The following is a 25232-nucleotide window of genomic DNA, read 5'->3' as shown; positions in this document are numbered from 1 at the left end:
GTTGGCTATGACAAAGAAAATAGTAGCTCTAGCAGGGGATGGAATCGGTCCAGAAATCATGGAAGCTGGTTTAGCAGTTCTAGAAGCCCTAGCTTCAAAAACAGGTTTTGACTATGAGATAGATAGATGCCCCTTTGGAGGTGCAGGTATTGATGCTGCAGGGCATCCCTTACCTGATGAAACCCTCAAGTCATGTAGAGAAGCAGACGCTATTCTCCTTGCGGCTATCGGTAGTCCTCAGTATGATGGGGCAGCGATTCGGCCTGAACAAGGCTTGCTAGCTCTTCGTAAGGAACTCAATCTCTATGCCAATATTCGGCCTGTGAAAATCTTTGATAGTCTCAAGCATTTATCACCACTTAAACCAGAACGAATTGCTGGTGTAGACTTTGTCGTGGTGCGTGAGTTGACAGGTGGGATTTACTTTGGAGATCATATCCTTGACGAGCGAAAAGCGCGTGATATCAATGACTACAGCTATGAGGAAGTAGAGCGGATTATTCGCAAGGCCTTTGAAATTGCAAAAAATCGGAGAAAAATCCTTACTAGTATCGATAAGCAAAATGTTCTAGCGACATCAAAACTCTGGCGCAGAGTAGCTGAGGAAGTCGCGCAAGATTTCCCAGATGTGGCCTTGGAACACCAGTTGGTGGACTCAGCTGCTATGCTTATGATTACCAATCCTGCCAAGTTTGATGTCATTGTGACGGAGAATCTTTTCGGAGATATCTTATCTGATGAATCAAGCGTTCTATCAGGCACACTTGGGGTTATGCCATCAGCCAGTCATTCTGAAAAGGGACCAAGTCTTTATGAGCCTATTCACGGTTCAGCGCCTGATATTGCTGGTCAAGGAATTGCCAATCCTATCTCCATGATTTTGTCAGTTGCCATGATGTTGAGAGATAGTTTCGGACGTTATGAGGATGCAGAGTGTATCGAGCGTGCTGTTGAAGCTAGTTTAGCGGCTGGCATTTTAACGAGAGATATTGGAGGACAGGCTTCGACCAAGGAAATGACAGAAGCTATTATCGCAAGGTTATGAAGTTAGACGAAAAAATTACTCTAGCCCTCTTGATTTGGAATCTGCTGATTTTCTTGATTTATGGCATTGACAAATCCAAGGCAAGAAGAGGTGCTTGGCGCATTCCAGAGAAAATATTACTCATTTTAGCCTTTACTTGTGGTGGTTTTGGTGCCTGGTTGGCAGGAATCACCTTTCACCACAAGACTAGAAAATGGTATTTTAAAACAGTTTGGTTTCTCGGGATGGTGACCACACTAGTGGCCTTATATTTTATTTGGAGGTAATGGATGGCAGGAAAATCGATTTTTGATAAATTATGGGACCGCCATGTCATCACAGGAGAAGAGGGGCAGCCCCAACTCATGTATGTGGACCAGCACTATATTCATGAGGTGACCAGTCCCCAAGCTTTTCAAGGATTACGAGATGCAGGTCGCAGATTGAGACGACCAGACTTGACATTTGGAACCTTTGATCATAATGTTCCGACTGTCAATATCTACGATATTCGAGATGTCATTTCTAAGGCTCAAATTGATAAGCTAGCTGAAAATGTTGAGGAATTTGGGATTGAACATGCTGCCCACGGTTCTGAAAAGCAGGGTATTGTTCACATGGTTGGTCCAGAGACAGGACGGACCCAACCAGGAAAATTCATCGTCTGTGGAGACAGCCACACAGCTACTCACGGAGCTTTCGGAGCTATCGCCTTTGGGATTGGGACCAGTGAAGTCGAGCATGTTTTTGCTACCCAGACCCTCTGGCAAGTTAAACCTAAGAAAATGTTGGTAGAATTCACTGGTGTTCCTCAAAAAGGAGTTTATTCTAAGGATTACATTCTCGCCTTAATTGCCAAGTACGGCGTTGCTTGTGGTGTTGGCTATGTGGTGGAATATCGAGGACAGGCGATTGATGCTCTGACCATGGAAGAGAGAATGACCATCTGCAATATGTCCATCGAGTTTGGCTCCAAGATGGGGATTATGAATCCAGATCAGACTACCTATGACTATCTCAAGGGACGAGAATGTGTTCCAGAGGACTTTGAGGAGGCAGTTTCCGACTGGAAGACGCTTGTAAGCGATAGTGATGCCGTTTATGATAAGGTTATCCAGATGGATGTCTCTGGCTTGGCTCCTATGGTGACCTGGGGAACCAACCCTGCTATGGGCGTTGACTTTGACAGTAGCTTCCCAGAAATTAAGGATATGAACGATGAACGAGCTTATCATTACATGGACTTGGAACCAGGTCAAAAGCCAGCGGACATTGAACTAGGCTATATTTTTATCGGGTCTTGTACCAATGCTCGGCTCAGTGACTTGCAACTGGCTGCGCGGTTTGTTGAAGGGAAGAAAATAGCTCCCAATCTAACAGCAATCGTAGTACCGGGCTCTCGTCCTGTGAAACGAGCTGCTGAGAAGTTGGGCTTGGACAAAGTCTTTCTAGATGCTGGTTTTGAGTGGAGAGATCCAGGTTGCTCCATGTGTTTAGGGATGAATCCAGATAAGGTACCTGATGGTGTCCACTGCGCTTCAACTAGCAACCGTAACTTTGAGGACAGACAAGGTTTTGGTGCTAAGACCCATCTCTGCAGTCCAGCCATGGCAGCTGCGGCAGCTATCGCAGGGCGCTTCGTAGATGTTCGACAGATGCCAGAAGCCCAGTAAGGAGAGGATATGGAGAAATTTACAGTTTATACGGGAACGACCGTTCCTCTTATGAATGATAACATTGATACTGACCAAATCCTTCCCAAGCAGTTTCTCAAGTTAATTGATAAGAAAGGTTTTGGTAAGTACCTTATGTACGCTTGGCGTTATCTGGACGACAAGTATACTGAGGATCCAGACTTTGTCTTTAACCGACCAGAATACCGTACAGCCAGTATTCTCATCTCAGGGGATAACTTTGGGGCAGGTTCTTCGAGGGAACACGCAGCCTGGGCTTTAGCTGACTATGGTTTTAAAGTCGTGATTGCAGGTTCTTTCGGGGACATTCATTACAATAATGAACTCAATAATGGCATGTTGCCTATTGTCCAGCCCAGAGAGGTTAGAGAGAAACTAGCTCAGCTACAACCAACTGACCAGGTAACGGTGGACTTGGAACAACAGAAAATCATCTCACCAGTTGGAGAATTCACTTTCGGAATTGATAGCGAATGGAAACACAAGCTCTTAAATGGTTTGGATGATATCGGTATTACGTTGCAGTATGAAGATTTGATTGCTGCCTATGAAAAACAACGTCCAGCCTACTGGCAGGATTAGAAAAAATAGAAAAGGAAATAGAACTATGACAAAACACATTCAATGGAACGGAACACTTTCACAAGAAGGCTATGATATTTTAAAAGGTGAGGGCGGTTGTATCGTTTGTCCTACCAAAGTTGGTTACATCATCATGACTAGCGATAAGGCAGGACTTGAACGCAAGTTTGCAGCCAAAGAGCGTAACCGTAACAAGCCAGGTGTTGTTCTCTGTGGTAGCATGGATGAGCTTCGCGCTTTGGCACAACTCAATCCAGAAATTGAAGCCTTCTACCAAAAACATTGGGATGAAGATATTCTTCTTGGTTGTATCCTTCCTTGGAAACCAGAGGCCTTTGAAAAACTCAAAGCTTATGGTGATGGCCGTGAAGAACTTATGACAGACGTTCGTGGTACTAGTTGTTTTGTCATCAAGTTTGGGAAAGCAGGAGAACAATTGGCTGCCAAACTTTGGGAAGAAGGAAAGATGGTCTATGCTTCATCAGCTAACCCATCTGGAAAAGGTAACCGTGGTAAGGTAGAAGGTATCGGAGAACGAATCGAAGGGGCAGTGGACCTTGTCATTGAAGCAGACGACTATGTGGCATCCATCCAACCTGACAAAACGATTGAAACCCGCTACGAGCAAGGTGTGATGGTCTCTATGGTTGATAAAGACGGCAAACTAATCCCAGAACAAGGAGGAGCACGTTCAACTTCACCAGCACCAGTCGTTATCCGTAAAGGGCTTGACATTGATAAAATCATGATGCACTTGTCAGATACCTTTAACTCATGGGACTACCGTCAGGGTGAGTATTATTAAGATAAAAAGAGTCTAGTGTTATGAGGTAATAAAGCTCTCTACACTGGGCTTTTTCTTTAGAAATTCTTTTCTTTTTTAAATAGATATGATATGCTAGATGCAGAATATATTAATAGAATGTAGTTTCTGCAAAGTAAAATATCTTACTTTGAACGAAACAAATATAATTTAAGTCTAACAATAAATTTTTTATAAGCAAGGAAAACACAATGGTTTCAAAACAAACTTTCATTGACAAGATAAAAAAAGAATTCCCAGATGCAATTGAAAATAAAACAAAAAGTTATATTTCTTTTCAGGTTATGAATAGAAAAGGGAAATTACAAAATTTTATAGAGATCAATTTTCAGAATAAAGGAATAAAGATCGCTGTTCTTTCGAAGAGCCTTTGTGATTCAGATATATTGTTGTTTAATAAGAAACCTGATTCATTTGGTTGGACACTTGATGCTGAGTATTTTATTAAGGACGAGAATTCATTGAATGAGATTTTACCTTTTGTAAATAAATCTTATGAGTTTGTAAAAGGTGGAAATAACTCAGAGTGTTATAAAGTCTTCAGAGAATTTTTGGCTAAATTTGTGAATCAAGCAAATATCTATAATTCGAAAGATATAAAAATTAAACGTTCTCAAAAATTAGATGGAGCTAAACTTATTTATCCTGCTGTTACAATTGAGGATATTCCATACAAAGTTGAAATGCTTAACACAGGTCAGTGTGGTCCAAAAAATGGTGAAGGATATAGAAAACTACCTTACTTTGGTTATCAATTAAATAAAATTGATAATTCATGGATAAATATAAGGTGTGGTTTTGAGAGATTTAAACTCACAGAATTTAAAATTGTAAAATGGTATAGTAATAATCTAGATGAAGATTTAGGGTATAAATACCTTGTCAAGGACTTAGAGTTGGAATCAACTGCTGAACCCAATGAAATTTTAAAAGACTTTTATGACAATTTTACTAGTTTTTATAGAGAAGCAGAAAAGGAAGATATAAACATGTTAGAAAATATCAACGAGTATAAAAATATCTTATTAAAATCCAAAAACCTCATCCTTCGTGGTGCTCCTGGCACAGGAAAAACTTATCTTGCTAAAGAAATTGCCAAAGAATTAACGGATGGCAACGAAGACCAAATCGAATTTGTACAGTTTCACCCTTCCTATGATTATACGGATTTTGTAGAGGGGCTGAGACCAATCCTAGTAAATGATGGACAGATTAACTTTGGCTTACAGGACGGTATTTTTAAGAAATTCTGCCAATTAGCTAAAGAAGCTCAGAAAACTGGAGGACAAGATAATTTTGATGAAGCTTGGGATCTTTATCTTGAATATGTAAATAGCAGAGATGAAAAAGAATATTTGACAGAATTTTCCTATCTCACAGTAAATAGTAGAAATAATTTTAATATCAATTATGAAACTAAAGCTCAAGGAACTTGCTTAACAAAATCTTATGTTTATGAACTCTATAAAGATGAAAAATATCTGAAACAGCCCTATTATCGTAATCAAGGAAAAAAAGTCCTAGAAACTTTAAAGAAAAGATTTGGTCTGAAAGATTATATTTCTCCAACAGAAATTAACACAGACAAGAAATTCGTTTTCATCATCGATGAAATCAACCGTGGGGAGATTTCTAAGATTTTTGGGGAACTCTTTTTCTCTATCGACCCTGGTTATCGTGGTGAAAAGGGGAGTGTTTCTACTCAGTATGCTAATTTACATGAGACTGATGACAAATTTTATATCCCTGAAAATGTCTACATCATCGGAACAATGAATGATATTGACCGTTCAGTGGACACCTTTGATTTTGCTATGCGTCGTCGTTTCCGTTTTGTTGAAGTTACTGCTGAAAGCCAAGTTGCTATGTTGGATAAAGAACTAGATATCCATGCAGAAGAAGCAAAACTTCGTCTAAGAAATTTGAATGCAGCTATCGAAAACGTTCAGGAGCTAAACAGTCATTATCATATCGGACCAAGTTATTTCCTTAAGTTGAAGGATGTAGATTTTGACTATGAATTACTTTGGTCTGATTACCTTAAACCGCTTTTGGAAGATTACTTACGAGGTTCTTATGAAGAGACTGAAACTCTGGATACATTGAAAAAAGCATTTGATCTGACAAATAACGGGGAAACAGATCTGCAAGATACTGGTGATGATAATGCGAATAACTGATAATCAGCATAGAATTGCTAAAGAGGACTTTGTCGTAGAATATCCCAACCTAAGTCAAGCACTTCTTGATAGAACACTAGATAGCCTTTCTCGAGAGGACCGTATCTTTATTTTCCCAAATGATTTGATGAATTCTCCTGATTTAGACAAGGACCAAAAGATTTTTGAAACAGTTAATCAGAAAATCAAGACAGGAAATGTGATTGGTTTTCTGGGCTGTGGTCAGGAAAGATTGACGATTTCCTCTCGTTTTTCTGATGAAAGTAACGACCATTTTTTGCATTATCTCTTACAAAAAGTTCTCAATATCAATCTGACTAGTTTGGATGTCGGTCTATCTCCTGAAGATAAACTCTATCAACTCTTGGTTTACCTCTTTCCCAAATATCTGCATGCTGCTCTCCGAAAAGGTCTGTATAAGGAATACCAGCGATTTTCTCATAACGACAGTCATGTAAAGGGAGTGTTAGATGTAGGAAACCATCTGAAAAAAAATCTTCCTTTTACGGGAAATATTGCCTATACCACTAGGGAGTTTACCTATGATAATCCACTCATGCAATTGATTCGGCATACGATTGAGTACATAAAGATTCAAAAAAGTTTTGGAGCACTACTCGATAGTAATCGTGAAAATGTATCTGAAATCGTACGTGTAACGCCCTCTTATAAACTAGCTGATCGTGCCAAGATTATTCGGGGAAATCAATCTAAACCTGTACGTCATGCGTACTTTCACGAGTACAGGAAGTTACAAGAACTTTGCCTGATGATCCTAAACCAAGAAAAGCACGGTTTAGGGTATCAGGAACAAAAAATTCATGGTATTCTTTTCGATGTTTCCTGGCTCTGGGAAGAGTATATTTACACCCTGTTGCCAAAAGATTTCATCCATCCACGAAATAAGGTTAAGACGGACGGAATTTCAGTATTTTCTAATCGTGAAAGAAAAGTATTTCCAGATTTTTATCATAAAGAGTTAAAAATAGTTCTAGATGCAAAATATAAAAAACTGGAGTTTACTGAAAAAGGGATCAATCGCGAGGACTTGTTCCAGTTGATTTCCTATTCTTATATTTTAGAAGCTGGGAAAACTTGGAAAGCAGGATTGATTTTTCCTAGTATGGAGCAGTCAGTAAATAGTGAAATAGGAAAACTAGCTGGCTATGGAGCTCAATTGAAGAAGTGGTCTATCCAAATTCCTCAGAAGGCTTTATCCTACAGTGTGTTTTGTAAAATAATGGAAAATTCTGAAGAAATTTTTAAAAGGAATATTGATAATGAAGTGGAGTGAAACTACTCTCTCCACTTTACTTCTCGATTCCTCAAGTAAAAACCGAACGATATAATTTGATTATTAAAAATATTTGACAAAAACTGTACTTTGGTTTATAATAAATTAAGGAAACGTCGGAAAAAGGCGTAGGGATGCGCAAGCATAGGTAGGTCATTACAAAAGAAACGAGACATCGATATGTTAAATGAATTTCCAATTTTTGATTACGAAGATATTCAGCTAATCCCAAATAAATGTGTCATTAAAAGCCGTGCAGAAGCAGACACGAGTGTCACACTTGGAAGTCACACTTTCAAACTACCCGTTGTACCTGCAAATATGCAGACGATTTTGGATGAGAACGTAGCAGAGCAACTTGCTAAGGGTGGGTACTTCTATATTATGCATCGTTTTGACGAGGCTGGGCGCATTCCTTTTATCAAACGCATGCACGATCAAGGGCTCATTGCTTCCATTTCTGTTGGTGTCAAGGATTACGAGTATGACTTTGTTAGCAAGCTCAAGGCTGATGCTCCTGAGTATATCACGATTGATATTGCCCATGGTCATGCGGATAGCGTGATTTCTATGATTCAACACATCAAGAAAGAGTTGCCAGATACTTTTGTCATTGCTGGAAATGTGGGGACACCAGAAGCTGTGCGTGAATTGGAAAATGCTGGAGCGGATGCTACTAAGGTTGGAATCGGTCCTGGTAAGGTTTGTATCACCAAGGTCAAGACTGGTTTTGGTACAGGCGGTTGGCAATTGGCTGCCCTACGCTGGTGTGCCAAGGCTGCGCGTAAACCTATCATCGCTGATGGAGGGATTCGTACACACGGTGACATTGCCAAGTCTATCCGTTTCGGTGCTAGCATGGTCATGATTGGTTCCCTTTTTGCTGGACACATCGAAAGCCCAGGAAAGACGATTGAAGTCGATGGGGAACAGTTCAAAGAATACTATGGTTCAGCTTCCCAATACCAAAAGGGTGCTTATAAAAATGTAGAAGGAAAACGCATTTTGCTTCCTGCTAAAGGACATTTGCAAGACACCCTTACTGAGATGGAGCAGGATCTGCAAAGTGCCATTTCCTACGCAGGTGGACGCAAGGTTGCTGACCTCAAGCACGTTGATTATGTTATCGTGAAAAATTCTATCTGGAACGGGGATGCGTCCCACTAGTGGACGCTTAGTCTACCCATAAAAAACTTGTTATTAGAGCAAATTTCTGTTATAATAAAACAAGTTTCCACCCTTAGTGTAATGGATATCACGTAAGATTCCGGTTCTTAAGATGGGGGTTCGATTCCCTCAGGGTGGATGTAAACAGCCTAAAAAGCCTTTAAATAAGGCTTTTTTCTTTATATTTCCTCCAAAATTGGAAATCTTTTTTCAAAAACTACCCAAATCTTTCCTAGTCCCGTTTTAAAGTGACTCAGAGGGCTTTTTTTGTTATAATAGAAAGGATCGTAATTATTAGAAAGAGGTCAGTATGAAAGAATTACAAACTGTACTGAAGAAGCGTTTTGCAATCGAATTTGCAGACAAAAACTTACTGGAAACGGCCTTTACTCATACGAGTTATGCCAATGAGCACCGCCTCTTAAAAATTTCACACAATGAGCGCTTGGAATTTTTAGGAGACGCTGTTCTGCAATTATTGATTTCGGAATATCTGTATAAAAAATATCCTAAGAAACCAGAGGGAGATTTGTCTAAACTCCGTGCCATGATTGTCCGTGAGGAGAGTTTGGCTGGTTTTGCGCGTGATTGTCAGTTTGATCAATTTATCAAGCTAGGAAAAGGGGAAGAGAAGTCTGGTGGGCGCAATCGTGACACCATTCTTGGAGATGCCTTTGAAGCCTTTTTGGGAGCGTTGCTTTTAGACAAGGATGTTGCTAGAGTAAAAGAGTTTATCTATCAGGTCATGATTCCCAAGGTTGAGGCAGGTGACTTTGAGATGATTACGGATTACAAGACACACTTGCAAGAGTTGCTCCAGGTCAATGGAGATGTGGATATTCGCTACCAGGTGACTTCTGAGATGGGACCTGCCCATGATAAGGTTTTTGATGTAGAAGTTCTGGTTGAAGGCAAGAGTATCGGAAAAGGACAAGGACGATCCAAAAAATTAGCAGAGCAGGAAGCCGCGAAAAATGCAGTTGAGAAAGGGCTGGATTCATGTATTTAAAGGAAATTGAGATCCAGGGATTCAAGTCCTTTGCTGATAAGACCAAAGTCGTCTTTGACCAAGGTGTGACAGCTGTCGTTGGGCCAAATGGTTCTGGAAAGTCAAATATTACAGAAAGTCTGCGATGGGCCTTGGGAGAGTCCAGTGTCAAAAGCCTCCGTGGTGGCAAGATGCCCGACGTTATCTTTGCTGGAACTGAAAGCCGCAAACCACTCAATTATGCCTCTGTTGTCGTGACCTTGGACAATGAAGATGGTTTTATCAAGGATGCAGGGCAAGTCATTAAGGTAGAACGTCATATCTATCGTAGTGGGGATAGCGAGTATCGAATTGATGGCAAGAAAGTGCGCTTGCGTGATATTCATGACCTCTTCTTGGATACCGGTTTGGGACGGGATTCCTTCTCCATCATTTCCCAAGGGAAGGTTGAGGAGATTTTTAACTCCAAGCCTGAAGAGCGCCGTGCTATTTTTGAAGAAGCTGCTGGAGTTTTAAAATACAAAACACGCAGAAAAGAAACAGAGAGTAAACTGCAACAAACTCAAGACAATCTAGACCGCCTAGAAGACATTATCTATGAGTTGGATAATCAAATCAAGCCCCTTGCAAAACAAGCCGAGAATGCCCGTAAGTTTTTAGACTTGGATGGTCAACGTAAGGCAATTTACTTGGATGTACTGGTTGCCCAAATCAAGGAAAACAAGACTGAACTAGAGCTAACAGAAGAAGAGCTAACGCAGGTTCAGGAACTCTTGACTAGCTATTACCAAAAACGTGAAGAGTTAGAAGAGGAAAATCAAACTCTTAAAAAGAAACGTCAGGATCTGCAAGCTGAAATGGCCAAGGATCAAGGAAGTTTGATGGATTTGACTAGTTTGATCAGTGACTTAGAGCGAAAACTAGCCCTATCCAAACTGGAATCCGAGCAAGTAGCCCTCAATCAACAAGAAGCGCAAGCCCGTTTAGCGACTCTGGAAGATAGAAGAAAGGCTCTAAGTAAGGAAAAGGCTGAAAAAGAAGCGAACTTGGAACAGTTAGAGAAAAGTCTAGCTGAAAACAACAAGGAACTCAATCGTTTAGAAGCAGAATTGTTGGCATTTTCAGATGATCCTGACCAGATGATTGAGCTCTTACGTGAACGTTTTGTGGCGCTCTTACAAGAAGAAGCGGATGTCTCAAACCAACTGACCCGCATCGAGAATGAACTGGAGAACAGCCGTCAGCTGTCTCAAAAACAAGCTGATCAACTTGAGAAATTGAAAGAACAACTGGCTACAGCTAAAGAGAAGGCCAGTCAACAGCAGGATGAGCTTGAAACTGCCAAGGTGCAGGTTCAGAAATTATTGGCAGACTATCAAGCTAGTGCCAAGGAACAAGAGGAGCAGAAAGTTTCTTACCAAGCCCAGCAGAGCCAACTCTTTGATCGTCTAGACAGTCTCAAAAACAAGCAGGCTAGAGCCCAGAGTTTGGAAAACATCCTAAGAAATCATAGTAATTTTTATGCGGGTGTTAAGAGTGTTCTTCAAGAAAAAGCCCGTCTTGGTGGGATCATTGGTGCAGTCAGTGAACATTTGACCTTTGATGTGCATTATCAAACTGCCCTAGAGATTGCGCTTGGAGCTAGCAGTCAGCATATCGTCGTAGAAGATGAAAACGCGGCAACCAAGGCGATTGATTTCCTAAAACGTAACAGAGCTGGTCGTGCAACCTTTCTTCCATTGACGACTATCAAGGCTCGTACGATTTCTAGTCAGAATCAAGATACTATCGCAGCAAGTCCAGGATTTCTGGGAATGGCAGATGAGTTGGTGTCGTTTGACAAGAGACTAGAAGCCATTTTCAAGAACTTGCTAGCAACGACAGCAATTTTTGATAATGTAGAACATGCGCGTGCAGCGGCTCGTCAAGTTCGTTATCAGGTTCGTATGGTGACACTGGATGGGACAGAGTTGCGTACAGGTGGTTCCTACGCGGGTGGTGCCAATCGTCAAAATAACAGTATTTTCATCAAGCCAGAGCTGGAGCAATTACAAAAAGAAATTGCTGAAGAAGAAGTTGACTTGCGGTCAGAAGAAGCGAGTTTGAAGACCTTGCAAGATGAGATGGCGGTATTGGCAGAAAGGTTAGAAGCTATCAAATCTCAGGGTGAGCAAGCTCGTATTCAGGAGCAAGGCTTGTACCTTGCTTATCAACAAACCAACCAGCAAGTGGAAGAGTTAGAAACTCTTTGGAAACTTCAAGAAGAGGAATTAAATCGTCTTTCTGAAGGAGATTGGCAAGCGGACAAGGAAAAATGCCAAGAGCGTCTTGCTACCATTGCCAGTGAAAAGCAAAATCTGGAAGCTGAAATTGAAGAAATTAAGTCTAACAAAAACGCTATTCAAGAACGTTATCAAAACTTGCAGGAACAGATTTCTCAAGCGCGCTTGCTTAAGTCCGAACTGCAAGGACAAAAGCGGTACGAAGTGACTGATATTGAACGCTTAGGCAAGGAACTGGATAATCTGGATATCGAACAAGAGGAGATTCAGCGCCTTCTCCAAGAAAAGGTTGATAATCTTGAGAAAGTTGATACGGATTTGCTAAGTCAGCAGGCAGAAGAAGCCAAAACTCAGAAAACAAATCTCCAACAAGGTCTGATTCGCAAGCAGTTTGAATTGGATGATATTGAAGGTCAGCTAGATGATATTGCCAGTCATTTGGATCAGGCTCGTCAGCAAAATGAGGAGTGGATTCGCAAGCAAACACGTGCTGAAGCTAAGAAGGAAAAAGTCAGCGAACGCTTGCGCTATCTACAAGCTCAATTAACAGACCAGTACCAGATTAGCTACAATGAGGCTCTAGAAAAGGCTCATGAACTGGAAAATCTCAATCTGGCGGAGCAAGAGGTTAAGGATTTAGAGAAGGCTATTCGCTCACTGGGACCTGTCAACTTGGAAGCTATTGACCAGTACGAAGAAGTTCACAGCCGTCTGGATTTCCTCAATAGCCAGCGTGATGATATTTTGTCAGCGAAAAATCTGCTTCTTGAGACCATCACAGAGATGAATGATGAGGTTAAGGAACGCTTTAAATCAACCTTTGAGGCTATTCGTGAATCCTTTAAAGTGACCTTTAGACAGATGTTTGGCGGTGGTCAGGCAGACTTGATTTTGACTGAAGGAGACCTGCTGACGGCTGGGGTTGAGATTTCTGTCCAACCACCAGGTAAGAAAATCCAATCTCTCAACCTCATGAGTGGTGGGGAAAAAGCCCTATCAGCTCTGGCTCTGCTCTTCTCAATCATCCGAGTTAAGACCATTCCTTTCGTCATCTTGGACGAGGTAGAGGCGGCGCTGGACGAAGCCAATGTCAAACGTTTTGGGGATTACCTCAACCGCTTTGACAAGGATAGTCAGTTTATCGTCGTAACCCACCGTAAGGGGACGATGGCGGCAGCGGACTCTATCTATGGAGTTACCATGCAAGAATCAGGTGTTTCTAAGATTGTTTCGGTTAAATTAAAAGATTTGGAAGAAACAGTAGACTAGTTACCAAATGATAGCATCTCTTAGGAGGTGCTATTTTTTAAAACTAAAGTGCTAAATTTTCTCTTAAGGTCAGTTCAGGCGCAAAAAACGACATTTGGGATTTCCTCTTAGCGAAAAGACTTGCTCTATGATATAATAGTTTCATGATTACAACAGTACCTATTAAGAACGAAAAAGATATTGCAGTACCGAGTAAAACAGTCCTTGTACTAGGTTATTTTGATGGCATCCACAAGGGGCATCAGAAACTTTTTGAAGTGGCCAGTAAGGCTTCTATGAAGGATTATCTGCCAGTTGTCGTGATGACCTTTACAGAGTCGCCAAAACTTGCCTTACAACCTTACCAACCTGAGCTCATGCTTCACATCGTCAATCACGAAGAACGGGAGCACAAGATGAAGTGGCACGGAGTAGAGGCTCTTTTCTTACTGGACTTTAGTAGCAAATTTGCTAGTTTAACGGGTCAAGAGTTCTTTGATACTTATGTTAGAGCTTTAAAACCAGCAATTATCGTAGCAGGATTTGATTATACATTTGGTTCAGATAAGAAAACTGCGGATGACCTGAAGGATTATTTTGATGGAGAGATTATCATTGTTCCTCCGGTTGAGGATGAGAAGGGCAAGATCAGTTCCACACGGATTCGCCAAGCTATTCTTGATGGAGATGTCAAGGAAGCCAATCATCTACTCGGCACACCGCTTCCAACCCGTGGGATGGTCGTTCACGGAAATGCCCGCGGGCGCACTATCGGGTATCCAACAGCTAATCTGGTTCTAAGAGATCGAACTTATATGCCAGCAGACGGTGTTTACGTAGTCGATGTAGAAGTACAACGTCAGAGATTTCGTGGCATGGCAAGTGTTGGAAAAAATGTTACTTTTGATGGAGAAGAGCCGCGTTTTGAAGTCAATATTTTTGACTTTTCAGATGATATTTACGGAGAGACAGTCATGGTCTACTGGCTAGACCGTGTCCGCGATATGGTCAAGTTTGACTCTGTAGAGGAACTGGTAGACCAACTCCAGAAAGACGAAGAGATTGCTCGAAACTGGAAGGATGAAGATTCTGTCATTCAAAGGTCTCAGGTATAGAAAACGTCTGAATAAGCTAATGGAAGGTTTAGTTTATTTGATTGTAGTTTTGAAAGAGTGATATATTTCTCTTTCAGTTCCCATAATTCCCAATTTTAGCAACTATATATGTTCAGAATATAGACGAGGATTTATTATGCAAACACAAGAAGAAATGAATGTTCTGGTACCTGAAAAATTAGCAGAAATTGAGCGTGATTATGGTGTCACAGTTTTGTGGGCTATCGAGTCTGGTAGTCGTGCATGGGGTTTTGAGTCTCCTGATAGTGACTTTGATGTACGATTTATCTACAAACACAAGCGAGATTTTTATCTCCGTTTAAATGAACAGCGTGATGTTATCGAGTTACCAATTGACGATACTTGGGATGTGAATGGTTGGGATTTAGACAAGACTTTAAAACTCCTTTATAAGTCGAATCCAACACTGTTTGAATGGTTACAGTCACCAATTGTCTATCAACAAACGGATTTTATTGAACGCCTACGTCCTCTTGCCAACCAGTATTTTTCTGAGAAAAAGATGCTCCACCATTACTTGAACACTGCTAGAACTCAAATGAATAAGTATCTTTCAGGAGACAAGGTCAAACCTAAAAAGTATTTCTATGCGCTGCGTCCTATTTTGGCTTGTCGTTGGATTGAAAAATACCATTCTATTCCGCCGATTTTATTTGATGATTTGGTCAAAGAATTACTTCCGTCCCAAATGCAGGAGCATGTTTCAAAATTGCTAGACATTAAAATAAACGGACCTGAAGACATGGAAATTGAGCCTATAAAGCCAATTCAAGATTATATTTTAGATAATATCCAAGAGCTCGATGCCTACATCCAAAACGTTACTGAGGAGAAAAAAGAGTGGGAAACCCTAAATCAATTTTTCGTTGAAGAATTGAGAAAATGATGCATTGGTATGATCAATTAATAAATGCTAACCCGTTATTAATTAAATAAAAATTTTAGAAGCATTAGCATTTTAATCTAATTGAAAAGAGACTAAAGATTTTGATTTTTAAAAATAATTTTCAATGTAAAGAAAATAGTGAATACCATATACCTTTTGGAAATATTACTAAAGACCACTATCAGGCTGAAGCAAAATTTCGTGAAAATACTGATTTTGAACTAGCTACAATTGTATTGACGGGGGAGAAGCGCAGACTACGGATACGGTTTCTTTTTAGTCATTGTTATCAAATTATAGATAGAAATTTAGCTTCGGTACTTTAGGATATTCCACTCATTCCAAGAAAAGGCGGTGAATATCCTCTCTACAGAATTGGAAATAGTTTTTTAATTGAGCAAATTGTTCATAGAGCAGGGGGAATATTAGCTAAAGAAGAACTTGAGCACTATCGGGTTCTTACTAAAAATTTACTTATTGACATCATTCTCTATGAAGATCAAAGTCGTGAAATCCAGATAGAAGCGGTGGTGAAAAATGAAGTGGAACAAGATTGATAATGAGATTGAGTATGATTGGTATGAATTGCGATGTCAACTATCCCTAGACAATCACCTCGCAGTTTACTTATATGGTTTAAAAAATCAAAAGAATATTTATTATCTTGATTTTGGAAAAGTATTATTTTGCAGAGCAATAGATGAGGGATGGAATTTGAATCCCTATGAAAAAAAGTTTGAAAGTGATGAAAAACAGTCTCATATATCTGATGGAGTTTTGTTGGAAGTCACTAATAGCAATTTTAAGAGGCACATTAAAAGGCACTGTACTCAATCGATTCATCATTTTCAAATTCTTGGTATTAATTTTGGGCTGGATGTAATTTCAGAAAAACTTCCACTTGTTATAAAAGAATGACTGTAAGTATTTTGTAATTCTTACAGTCTTTTTCTTGCTAATATAGTATAATAGGTTTGAATCCTTATTCTACAAATTACTCATATTTCTAGTAGAGAATGAATTATTCTTCTTAGCTGTATGTAATTCATTCTCTAAATTACTAGTTAAAAAATTCAAAAAGGAGAATTGCATGAAACGAACGAGAAAAGTAGTAGCCTTGGGACTGTGTTTACCCTTATTACTTGGATTGGCTGCTTGTCACCAAAATAATACGAGGACTGAAGCTACAAATCAAGCACAGACCAGTTCAGATAAAGTTCCTTGGATAGCTTCATATACCAATCTAAACAATCAGATAAGTACCGAAGAGGTCAAATCTCTCTTATCAGCTCACTTGGATCCAAATAGTGTTGAGGCATTTTTCAATCTTGTTACAGACTATAATGCGACTGTCGGCTCCACCGGCTTAAGTGGTGATTTTGCCTCCTTTACAAAAACGGAATACGACGTAGAGAAAATCAGTAATCACTGGAATCAAAAAAAGGGTGACTTTGTCGGGACCAACTGCCGTATCAATAGTTATGCGCTATTAAAAAATTCAGTCACAATCCCAAAAATTGAAAAGAATGATCAGCTACTTTTTGTGGATAATGACGCTATTGATAAGGGAAAGGTGTTTGATGCAAAAGATAAGGAAGAGTTTGATATTCTTTTTTCTAGAGTAGAGACGGAAGCAACGACGGATGTAAAAATTCACGCGCAGAAGATGGAGAAATTCTTCTCCCAATTTCAATTCAATGACAAAGCTCGAATGCTGTCAGTTGTGTTGCATGATAATTTGGACGGAGAGTATCTTTTTGTCGGGCACGTTGGTGTTTTAGTGCCAGCTGATGATGGTTTCTTATTTGTAGAGAAACTGACTTTTGAAGAACCTTATCAAGCTATTAAGTTTGCGAGCAAGGAAGATTGTTACAAGAATTTATCCACCAAGTATGCGGATTACACAGGTGACGGCCTAGCTAAGCCTTTCATCATGGATAATGAAAAGTGGGTTGAAGGTTATTAAGCTGGGAAAAGGAGAATCAAATTGGAAACAGTAATAGCGCTTTTAGTTGTCATTCTTATCGGATTCTGGGCTGTAAGCATTCTCAAGCCTCGTAAGTCAAATAAAAAGGAAAGATTTATGGGCTATACTCAGCGCTATGATATTGACGGCGAGGGCTATCAGTCAGAAGTTTGGGAAGCGACAGAAGACGATGATTAGAAATAAGGAGGAGAGTCCAAAAACAGTATTATGCCTTTTCAAGAAAGGTAACTAGTAAAATCAGTGTTATCCTAAGAAATGAATAGGAGGAAACATTATGGGAATGATTGCAAATTATCGATATTTAACTGACAAAGAATTAAGCCAAGTAATGCGAGCTTCTCGGCAGGAAGGGGATTTGCTTGACGTAGTAGAGGATTCAACTATGGAAAATGATACGTCAATAGATATTGACAAAATGTGGGACGCCTTACTCTTTGTTATGACGGGCTTTAGTAGTTCAGAATTTATGGATGACGATCCTTTGAGAGAAGCTGTCTTGGGAGTGACCCCTTTAGAAAATGTGTCAGAATATATAGCCTATACTGAAAAGCCAAAGATAGCTGAGATTGTTCAAGCTTTAGATAATTTTGACATGGATAGGGCTCTGGCAGACTTTAGCATGGAAGCATGCAAGAAGGCAGATTTATACCCCGATATTTGGGATTATCTTGATGAAGAGGAAGAAATCAAGGATGATATTCGAACCAGCTTTATAAAAATGAAAGACTTTTACAAGAAAATCTTAACTCTCAGAGGGAATGTCTTAGTGACTATTTGCTAAGTGCTTTTACCAACTGTTAGTCAGGTGCGTGATGAATGCACATCTAGAAAATCGTACACCCGATGATTTGTCTGGTGAAGGAAATATTCCACCGTGTAGTCGGACGGGATAGATAGAAATTGGTTATAGAATTTGTGATCTTAATAAATTTTAAATATTTAACATGGAGGTTTTAAGAGATGGAAAAAATTGAATGGGACAAGGTTAAGACTCGCTTAGATGCTTTGCTCGTCATTGATGAGTATCGAACAGATCCAGACAATGACTGGCTTCGATTGATAGTTAAGACTGAGGAAAACTGTGGAATCCGTTACCTTATCGACAACTGTTCTGGCGATTCTCTAGATGTGATCTTTACTGATAAAATAATCCTTATAAAAGGCTTTGATCATGAAAGCAATTTAAGTCAGTTTGCTGCGGACGAGTGGAATCAGGACATCATAGACGGATTTTATAAAGGACTGGATGAAAAGTATCAAAACCTATACTCAGAAGAGCAAAAAGATGAAACAACTTTCTTTATCTGGTATGACGGTCAAATGCATCAAAATAAGGACCAAGATCAGGATGGTGGAGAATGGTTATTATCCTATTTCTTTGAAAGTTTTGAGCGATTTCATGAGTTTGTGACGGATTACTATTCAATTACCGTAGATGAGGACTTACTTAGAAAACTTTACAATCAAGGACAGCTTTCAGAAGTAGAATTGGAGCAGTTGATTCATACTTCCTAGACTGAGGCTTTTATGAAACGAGACAGAAAAAGTTAATTATAGCGATTTTTAGCTTATTAAGATGAAAATCGGCTTAGCAAGACCGCTAGTCTAAATCTAATGATTGTAGTTCATCTTTCTTGTAGCTATAAGACTTTAAAACGATTTCTTTCTATCGTCACATAACATTTCACGAACAAAAAATGAAATTCTTTAAAAAACTTTCACAAAAACCTTTACAAGCTCTTGTAAACATGATATAGTTATAAGGCTTAGAAAATGAGATGATGTTTTCTAGCAAATATAAACCCGAGTAAAAAATGCCTACGGACAGGCAGGGTTGAATGCCGAAGCGTGGTTGAAAAGCCACATTATTGATAGGGTTAAAAGCCTACTTTTATAAGTTGATGTTAGGACACTTGTCCTAATTCATAAATTTTAGTGTGGTGAAAGCACACGTCATCTTGTGAAACGATCAATAAAGTACGTAATATTTGCTACTAGAGAGTTAGGAAACATCAGGAACAGACATACTCAACAGAAACCAAAATAAACACGTCAGAAGATTGCAGAGCAGGTGAAAACCTGCTCTTTTTTCATAAGTCAACCTTTGGTCGCACTCATTTTTGAGGCGCTACAAATACTGTAAAGGAGTATGTTTTGAAAAAGTTAGATCAGAATCAAGCCCCTATTTATGAAGGTCTGATTAAGCTACGAAAAAAAAGGATCGTTCCCTTTGATGTACCTGGTCACAAACGAGGAAGGGGAAATCCAGAACTTGTTGAATTGTTGGGAGAAAAATGTGTTGGCATTGATGTCAATTCGATGAAATCCTTGGATAATCTAGGACATCCTATTTCGATTATTCGGGATGCAGAGGAGCTGACTGCGGATGCTTTTGGAGCCAGCCATGCTTTTCTAATGATTGGTGGAACCACTTCATCTGTTCAAACTATGATTCTTTCCACCTGCAAGGCGGGAGATAAGATTATTCTACCACGTAATGTCCACAAATCTGCTATCAATGCGCTGGTTCTATGTGGCGCCATTCCCATCTATATCAAGATGAGCGTAGATCCTAAAATCGGCATCGCCTTAGGTCTTGAAAATGACCGTGTAGCACAAGCTATAAAGGAACATCCTGAGGCCAAGGCAATTTTGATTAACAATCCTACTTACTACGGAATCTGTTCAGACCTAAAGGGGTTGACAGAAATGGCTCATGAAGCTGGCATGCTTGTTTTAGTGGACGAAGCCCATGGGGCTCATCTGCATTTCACTGATAAACTTCCAATTTCTGCTATGGACGCAGGAGCTGATATGGCAGCAGTTTCCATGCATAAGTCTGGAGGGAGTTTGACCCAAAGCTCAGTTCTTTTAATCGGAGAGCAGATGAATCCTGAGTACATTCGTCAAATCATCAACCTGACCCAGTCAACATCCGCCTCATACTTGTTGATGGCTAGTTTGGATATTTCACGTCGCAATCTAGCCCTTCGTGGTAAAGAGTCTTTTGAGAAGGTCATTGAGCTATCCGAGTATGCTCGTCGTGAAATCAATGCTATCGGTGGTTACTATGCCTACTCAAAAGAGTTAATAGACGGAGTGTCCGTTTGTGATTTTGACGTGACAAAGCTGTCAGTTTACACTCAGGGTATTGGTTTAACAGGTATCGAGGTTTATGACCTCTTACGAGACGAATACGACATTCAGATCGAGTTTGGTGATATTGGCAATATCTTGGCCTATATTTCAATCGGTGACCGCATCCAAGATATCGAGCGTTTGGTTGGTGCTTTGGCTGATATCAAGAGACTTTATTCACGAGATGGGAAGGACTTGATAGCTGGAGAATATATTCAGCCCGAGTTAGTGCTGTCTCCACAAGAAGCATTCTATTCAGAGAGAAGAAGTTTGACCCTGGACCAGTCTGTTGGACAAGTCTGTGGGGAATTTGTCATGTGTTACCCTCCAGGCATTCCTATCTTGGCTCCTGGTGAACGCATTACACGTGAAATTGTAGACTATATCCAATTTGCCAAGGAACGTGGTTGCTCTCTCCAAGGGACGGAAGATCCAGAGGTCAATCGCATCAACGTCATTAAGAGAAAGGAGAACTAGATGGATTTATGGTTTTCTGAAGTTCATACTCCAGATGTGAAATTATCCCTAAGAACAGCCAAGCAACTCTACGCTGGTAAAAGTGAATGGCAGGATATCGAAGTCTTGGATACACCAGCTTTTGGGAAAATACTGATTTTAAACGGGCACGTCTTGTTTTCAGATGCAGATGATTTTGTTTACAATGAAATGACCGTTCATGTTCCCATGGCTGTGCATCCCAATCCAAAGAAAGTCTTGGTTATTGGTGGTGGTGACGGTGGTGTTGCCCAAGTATTAACCCTCTATCCTGAACTGGAGCAAATCGATATTGTGGAACCAGATGAAATGTTGGTTGAGGTCTGTCGTGAGTATTTCCCAGACTTTGCTGCAGGGCTAGATGATCCTCGTGTTACCATTTACTATCAAAATGGGCTACGCTTTTTGCGAAACTGTGAAGATGATTACGATATTATCATCAACGATGCGACAGATCCATTTGGACATACGGAAGGGCTCTTTACCAAGGAATTTTACGGAAACAGTTACAGAGCCTTGAAAGAAGACGGCATCATGATCTATCAGCATGGGAGTCCCTTCTTTGACGAGGATGAGTCAGCTTGCCGAAGCATGCACCGCAAGGTAAATCAAGCCTTTCCAATCAGTCGGGTTTATCAGGCCCATATCCCAACCAGTCCAGCTGGCTATTGGTTGTTTGGATTTGCATCGAAAAAATACCACCCTGTCAAAGATTTTGACAAGGAAGGCTGGAAAAAACGTCAGCTTTTCACAGAATACTACACTGCAAACTTACATGTAGGAGCCTTTATGTTGCCCAAGTATGTTGAGGACATTTTAGAAGAAGAGGAAGGAAAAAAATGAGTCGTTTATTAGTTATCGGATGTGGGGGCGTTGCCCAAGTTGCCATTTCAAAGATTTGCCAAGATAGTGAAACCTTTACAGAGATTATGATTGCTAGCCGTACCAAGTCAAAATGCGATGACTTGAAAGCTAAACTGGAAGGCGAAACAAGTACAAAGATTGAGACAGCTGCCCTTGACGCTGACAAGGTAGAAGAAGTGATTGCCCTGATCGAAAGCTACAAACCAGAAGCCGTTTTGAACGTAGCTCTACCTTATCAAGATTTAACCATTATGGATGCTTGTTTGGCGACTGGAGTACACTATATCGATACTGCAAACTATGAGGCAGAGAACACAGAAGATCCTGAATGGCGTGCTATTTATGAGAAACGCTGTAAGGAGCTTGGTTTTACAGCTTACTTTGACTACTCATGGCAATGGGCTTATCAGGATAAATTCAAAGAAGCTGGATTGACTGCACTTCTTGGTTCTGGTTTTGACCCCGGTGTGACTAGTGTCTTTTCAGCTTATGCTCTCAAACACTATTTTGATGAAATCCACTATATCGACATTTTAGACTGTAATGGTGGGGACCACGGTTATCCATTTGCGACAAACTTTAATCCAGAAATCAATCTCCGCGAGGTTTCTGCGCCAGGTTCTTACTGGGAAGATGGAAAATGGGTCGAAGTCGAAGCTATGTCTATCAAGCGTGAGTACGATTTCCCTCAGGTTGGTCAAAAAGACATGTATCTCCTTCACCATGAAGAAATCGAATCATTGGCGAAGAACATTCCAGGCGTCAAACGGATTCGTTTCTTTATGACCTTTGGTCAATCTTATCTCACGCACATGAAATGCTTAGAAAACGTTGGTCTCCTTCGTACGGATGCTATTAACTTTAACGGCCAAGAAATTGTGCCAATCCAATTCTTGAAAGCCTTGCTTCCAGATCCTGCAAGCCTTGGTCCACGCACTGTTGGTAAAACCAATATCGGATGTATCTTTACAGGTGTCAAAGATGGCGTCGAGAAGACCATCTACATCTACAATGTTTGCGACCATCAGGAATGCTACGCAGAGGTTGGTTCACAAGCTATTTCTTACACTACAGGCGTTCCAGCTATGATTGGGACAAAATTAGTTATGAACGGTACTTGGAAACAACCTGGAGTTTACAACCTTGAAGAATTGGATCCAGATCCATTCATGGAAGCTTTGAATGAGTATGGCTTGCCTTGGGTTGTGGTTGAAAATCCACAAATGGTGGACTAATGAAGCTAGAACAAGTACCAACACCAGCTTATGTCATTGACTTGGCAAAGTTAGAAGCCAACTGCCGCATTCTACAATATGTGCAAGAAGAAGCCGGTTGCAAGGTTTTGCTTGCCCAGAAGGCATATTCTCTTTACAAAACCTATCCCTTGATTAGCCAGTATCTGTCAGGTACGACGGCTAGTGGACTCTATGAGGCCAAGCTAGCTAGAGAAGAGTTTCCTGGTGAAGTCCATGTATTCGCGCCTGCTTTTAAGGATGCGGACTTAGAGGAATTGCTTGAGATAACAGACCATATTGTTTTTAACTCGGAGAGACAGTTGCGTAAACATGGGGCTCGTTGTCGAGAGGCTGGTATCAGTGTCGGTTTGCGTATCAATCCTCAATGTTCAACCCAAGGAGATCACGCGCTCTATGACCCTTGTGCTCCTGGATCTCGTTTTGGAGTAACACTAGATAAAATCCCTAGTGATTTGTTGGATTTAGTGGACGGACTTCATTTTCATACCCTTTGCGAGCAAGGGTCAGATGATTTAGAGACAACTTTGAAAGCAGTGGAAGCGCAGTTCGGTTCGTACTTACATCAAGTCAAATGGCTCAATATGGGTGGAGGACACCACATCACAAGAGAAGACTACGATGTGGATTTACTGATTTCTGAAATCAAGCGTATCCGAGAAACTTACAATCTTGAAGTCTATATCGAGCCGGGTGAAGCCATTGCGCTCAATGCCGGTTATCTAGCAACTGAGGTATTGGATATTGTAGAAAATGGTATGGAAATCTTGGTTTTAGATGCCTCTGCGACCTGTCATATGCCTGACGTACTGGAGATGCCCTATCGTCCACCTTTGAGAAATGGCTTTGAGGCGCAGGAAAAAGCCCATACCTACAGACTTTCTTCCAATACCTGCCTGACGGGTGATGTGATTGGCGATTATAGCTTTGAAAATCCAATCCAAATCGGTGATAGACTTTATTTTGAAGACATGGCTATTTACTCCTTTGTTAAAAATAATACCTTTAACGGTATTGGATTGCCAAGTCTCTATCTTATGGACGAGCAGGGAGACTGCAACTTAGTCAAAACCTTCGGCTATCAAGACTTTAAAGGGAGATTATCATGATAGAAACTCCGAAAAAAGCTGGCTATCGTATGCCAGCAGAGTACGAACCGCACCATGGTACCCTCATGATATGGCCGACTCGACCAGGATCATGGCCTTTTCAAGGAAAGGCTGCTAAAAGAGCATTTACTCAGATCATCGAGACCATAGCAGAAGGGGAAAGGGTTTACCTTTTGGTAGAGCAGAACCATCTATCTGAAGCCCAATCTTATCTTGGAGACAAGGTCATTTATTTAGACATTCCCACCAATGATGCCTGGGCGCGTGATACTGGTCCGACCATTCTTGTTAATGACAAAAGAGAAAAGTTGGCAGTTGATTGGTCATTCAATGCCTGGGGTGGTGCTTTCGATGGTCTTTATCAAGATTATGAAGATGATGACCAAGTAGCTAGTCGTTTTGCTGAGACCTTGGGAATGCCTGTTTATGATGCCAAACCTTTTGTACTGGAAGGCGGAGCGATCCATAGCGATGGTCAAGGAACCATTCTTGTGACTGAAAGTTGCCTTCTGAGCGCCGGTCGTAATCCCCACCTGACTAAAGAGGAAATCGAGAATACCTTATTAGAAAGTCTTGGAGCTGAAAAAGTTATTTGGCTTCCTTATGGTATTTATCAAGATGAAACCAATGAACATGTTGACAATGTTGCTGCCTTTGTAGGTCCTGCAGAGCTTGTCTTGGCTTGGACAGATGATCAAAACGATCCTCAGTATGCCATGTCTGCAGCTGACCTTGCCCTTTTAGAGAAGGAAACGGATGCAAAAGGGCGTCCCTTTACTATTCATAAGTTTCCTATCCCAGCTATTCGTCAGGTTGTCACTAAAGAAGATTTACCAGGCTATACCTATGAAGAGGGGGAAGAGGAGCGTTATGAGGGCGAGCGCCTTGCTGCTTCCTATGTCAATTTCTATATTGCCAACAAGTCTGTCTTGGTTCCCCAGTTTGAGGATGTCAATGACCAAGTTGCCCTAGATATCCTCAGCAAGTGTTTTCCAGACCGTAAAGTCGTAGGAATACCAGCCAGAGATATTCTCTTAGGTGGTGGCAATATTCACTGTATCACCCAACAAATCCCAGAATAG

22 protein-coding genes and 1 tRNA gene are annotated in these 25232 nt (G+C 40.6%); all 23 read left to right on the top strand.

The features are described from left to right. Positions 1-7: 7 nt before the first annotated feature. The 23 genes from leuB to aguA all read left to right on the top strand — a co-directional run bounded on the left by leuB (position 8) and on the right by aguA (position 25232). Positions 8-1045 carry a 3-isopropylmalate dehydrogenase gene (gene leuB, locus K1I97_RS02375; protein ID WP_223331427.1) on the top strand — a complete coding sequence of 346 codons (1038 nt, stop codon included), beginning with the start codon at positions 8-10 and terminating at the stop codon, positions 1043-1045. Continuing rightward, positions 1042-1311, top strand: a complete 270-nt coding sequence (locus K1I97_RS02370) for a DUF1294 domain-containing protein (protein WP_223331426.1) — start codon at positions 1042-1044, stop codon at positions 1309-1311. The genes leuB and K1I97_RS02370 overlap by 4 nt, the downstream gene beginning before the upstream one ends. A 3-nt stretch (positions 1312-1314) precedes the next feature. Then, a complete protein-coding gene (gene leuC / locus K1I97_RS02365; protein WP_223331424.1) occupies positions 1315-2697 on the top strand; it encodes a 3-isopropylmalate dehydratase large subunit in 1383 nt (460 codons plus the stop codon). 9 nt (positions 2698-2706) lie between these two features. After that, positions 2707-3300 carry a 3-isopropylmalate dehydratase small subunit gene (gene leuD, locus K1I97_RS02360; protein ID WP_223331423.1) on the top strand — a complete coding sequence of 198 codons (594 nt, stop codon included), beginning with the start codon at positions 2707-2709 and terminating at the stop codon, positions 3298-3300. 25 nt (positions 3301-3325) lie between these two features. Then, positions 3326-4105 (top strand): L-threonylcarbamoyladenylate synthase, encoded by a 780-nt coding sequence (locus K1I97_RS02355; RefSeq protein WP_000160498.1) that lies wholly within the window; start codon positions 3326-3328, stop codon positions 4103-4105. Between the two features lie 209 nt (positions 4106-4314). Further along, the gene (locus K1I97_RS02350; protein ID WP_223331421.1) at positions 4315-6303 is read left to right on the top strand and encodes an McrB family protein; all 1989 of its coding nucleotides are present in this window, start codon (positions 4315-4317) and stop codon (positions 6301-6303) included. Further along, positions 6290-7597, top strand: coding sequence for an McrC family protein (locus K1I97_RS02345; protein ID WP_223331420.1), 1308 nt, complete (start codon positions 6290-6292; stop codon positions 7595-7597). The genes K1I97_RS02350 and K1I97_RS02345 overlap by 14 nt, the downstream gene beginning before the upstream one ends. A gap of 180 nt (positions 7598-7777) precedes the next feature. Continuing rightward, positions 7778-8764, top strand: coding sequence for a GMP reductase (locus K1I97_RS02340; RefSeq protein ID WP_223331419.1), 987 nt, complete (start codon positions 7778-7780; stop codon positions 8762-8764). Positions 8765-8831: 67 nt separating this feature from the next. After that, a tRNA-Arg gene (locus K1I97_RS02335) sits at positions 8832-8903 on the top strand. A gap of 171 nt (positions 8904-9074) precedes the next feature. Next, positions 9075-9773 carry a ribonuclease III gene (rnc, locus tag K1I97_RS02330; RefSeq protein WP_125848556.1) on the top strand — a complete coding sequence of 233 codons (699 nt, stop codon included), beginning with the start codon at positions 9075-9077 and terminating at the stop codon, positions 9771-9773. Continuing rightward, positions 9764-13303 carry a chromosome segregation protein SMC gene (gene smc, locus K1I97_RS02325; RefSeq protein ID WP_223331418.1) on the top strand — a complete coding sequence of 1180 codons (3540 nt, stop codon included), beginning with the start codon at positions 9764-9766 and terminating at the stop codon, positions 13301-13303. The genes rnc and smc overlap by 10 nt, the downstream gene beginning before the upstream one ends. Positions 13304-13446: 143 nt before the next feature. After that, entirely contained in the window at positions 13447-14397 is a 951-nt protein-coding gene (locus tag K1I97_RS02320) for a bifunctional riboflavin kinase/FAD synthetase (protein ID WP_223331417.1), read from the top strand. A 136-nt stretch (positions 14398-14533) separates the two neighbouring features. Then, positions 14534-15304, top strand: a complete 771-nt coding sequence (locus tag K1I97_RS02315) for a nucleotidyltransferase domain-containing protein (protein ID WP_223331416.1) — start codon at positions 14534-14536, stop codon at positions 15302-15304. A 537-nt stretch (positions 15305-15841) separates the two neighbouring features. Next, positions 15842-16222 carry a hypothetical protein gene (locus K1I97_RS02310; RefSeq protein ID WP_223331415.1) on the top strand — a complete coding sequence of 127 codons (381 nt, stop codon included), beginning with the start codon at positions 15842-15844 and terminating at the stop codon, positions 16220-16222. A 172-nt stretch (positions 16223-16394) separates the two neighbouring features. After that, positions 16395-17270: a DUF4300 family protein gene (locus tag K1I97_RS02305; protein ID WP_223331414.1), complete on the top strand. Its 876-nt coding sequence runs from the start codon at positions 16395-16397 to the stop codon at positions 17268-17270. A 21-nt stretch (positions 17271-17291) separates the two neighbouring features. Continuing rightward, positions 17292-17468, top strand: a complete 177-nt coding sequence (locus K1I97_RS02300; protein WP_223331413.1) for a hypothetical protein — start codon at positions 17292-17294, stop codon at positions 17466-17468. A 97-nt stretch (positions 17469-17565) separates the two neighbouring features. Continuing rightward, positions 17566-18072 carry a YfbM family protein gene (locus K1I97_RS02295; protein WP_223331412.1) on the top strand — a complete coding sequence of 169 codons (507 nt, stop codon included), beginning with the start codon at positions 17566-17568 and terminating at the stop codon, positions 18070-18072. Positions 18073-18251: 179 nt separating this feature from the next. Beyond that, on the top strand, positions 18252-18806 hold the full coding sequence (locus K1I97_RS02290; RefSeq protein WP_223331410.1) for a hypothetical protein: 555 nt from the start codon (positions 18252-18254) through the stop codon (positions 18804-18806). Between the two features lie 639 nt (positions 18807-19445). Then, positions 19446-20906: an aminotransferase class I/II-fold pyridoxal phosphate-dependent enzyme gene (locus K1I97_RS02285; RefSeq protein WP_223331409.1), complete on the top strand. Its 1461-nt coding sequence runs from the start codon at positions 19446-19448 to the stop codon at positions 20904-20906. Then, positions 20907-21767, top strand: coding sequence for a polyamine aminopropyltransferase (speE, locus tag K1I97_RS02280; protein WP_000366713.1), 861 nt, complete (start codon positions 20907-20909; stop codon positions 21765-21767). Then, positions 21764-23023 carry a saccharopine dehydrogenase family protein gene (locus K1I97_RS02275; RefSeq protein WP_223331408.1) on the top strand — a complete coding sequence of 420 codons (1260 nt, stop codon included), beginning with the start codon at positions 21764-21766 and terminating at the stop codon, positions 23021-23023. The genes speE and K1I97_RS02275 overlap by 4 nt, the downstream gene beginning before the upstream one ends. Continuing rightward, positions 23023-24150 carry a carboxynorspermidine decarboxylase gene (gene nspC, locus K1I97_RS02270; protein ID WP_223331407.1) on the top strand — a complete coding sequence of 376 codons (1128 nt, stop codon included), beginning with the start codon at positions 23023-23025 and terminating at the stop codon, positions 24148-24150. Before K1I97_RS02275 ends, nspC begins: the two co-directional genes overlap by 1 nt. Beyond that, entirely contained in the window at positions 24147-25232 is a 1086-nt protein-coding gene (aguA, locus tag K1I97_RS02265; protein ID WP_223331406.1) for an agmatine deiminase, read from the top strand. The genes nspC and aguA overlap by 4 nt, the downstream gene beginning before the upstream one ends.

The sequence above is a fragment of the Streptococcus oralis genome, from assembly GCF_019929345.1.
Lineage (GTDB): Bacteria > Bacillota > Bacilli > Lactobacillales > Streptococcaceae > Streptococcus.
This window is presented reverse-complemented; position numbering and strand designations above follow the sequence as displayed.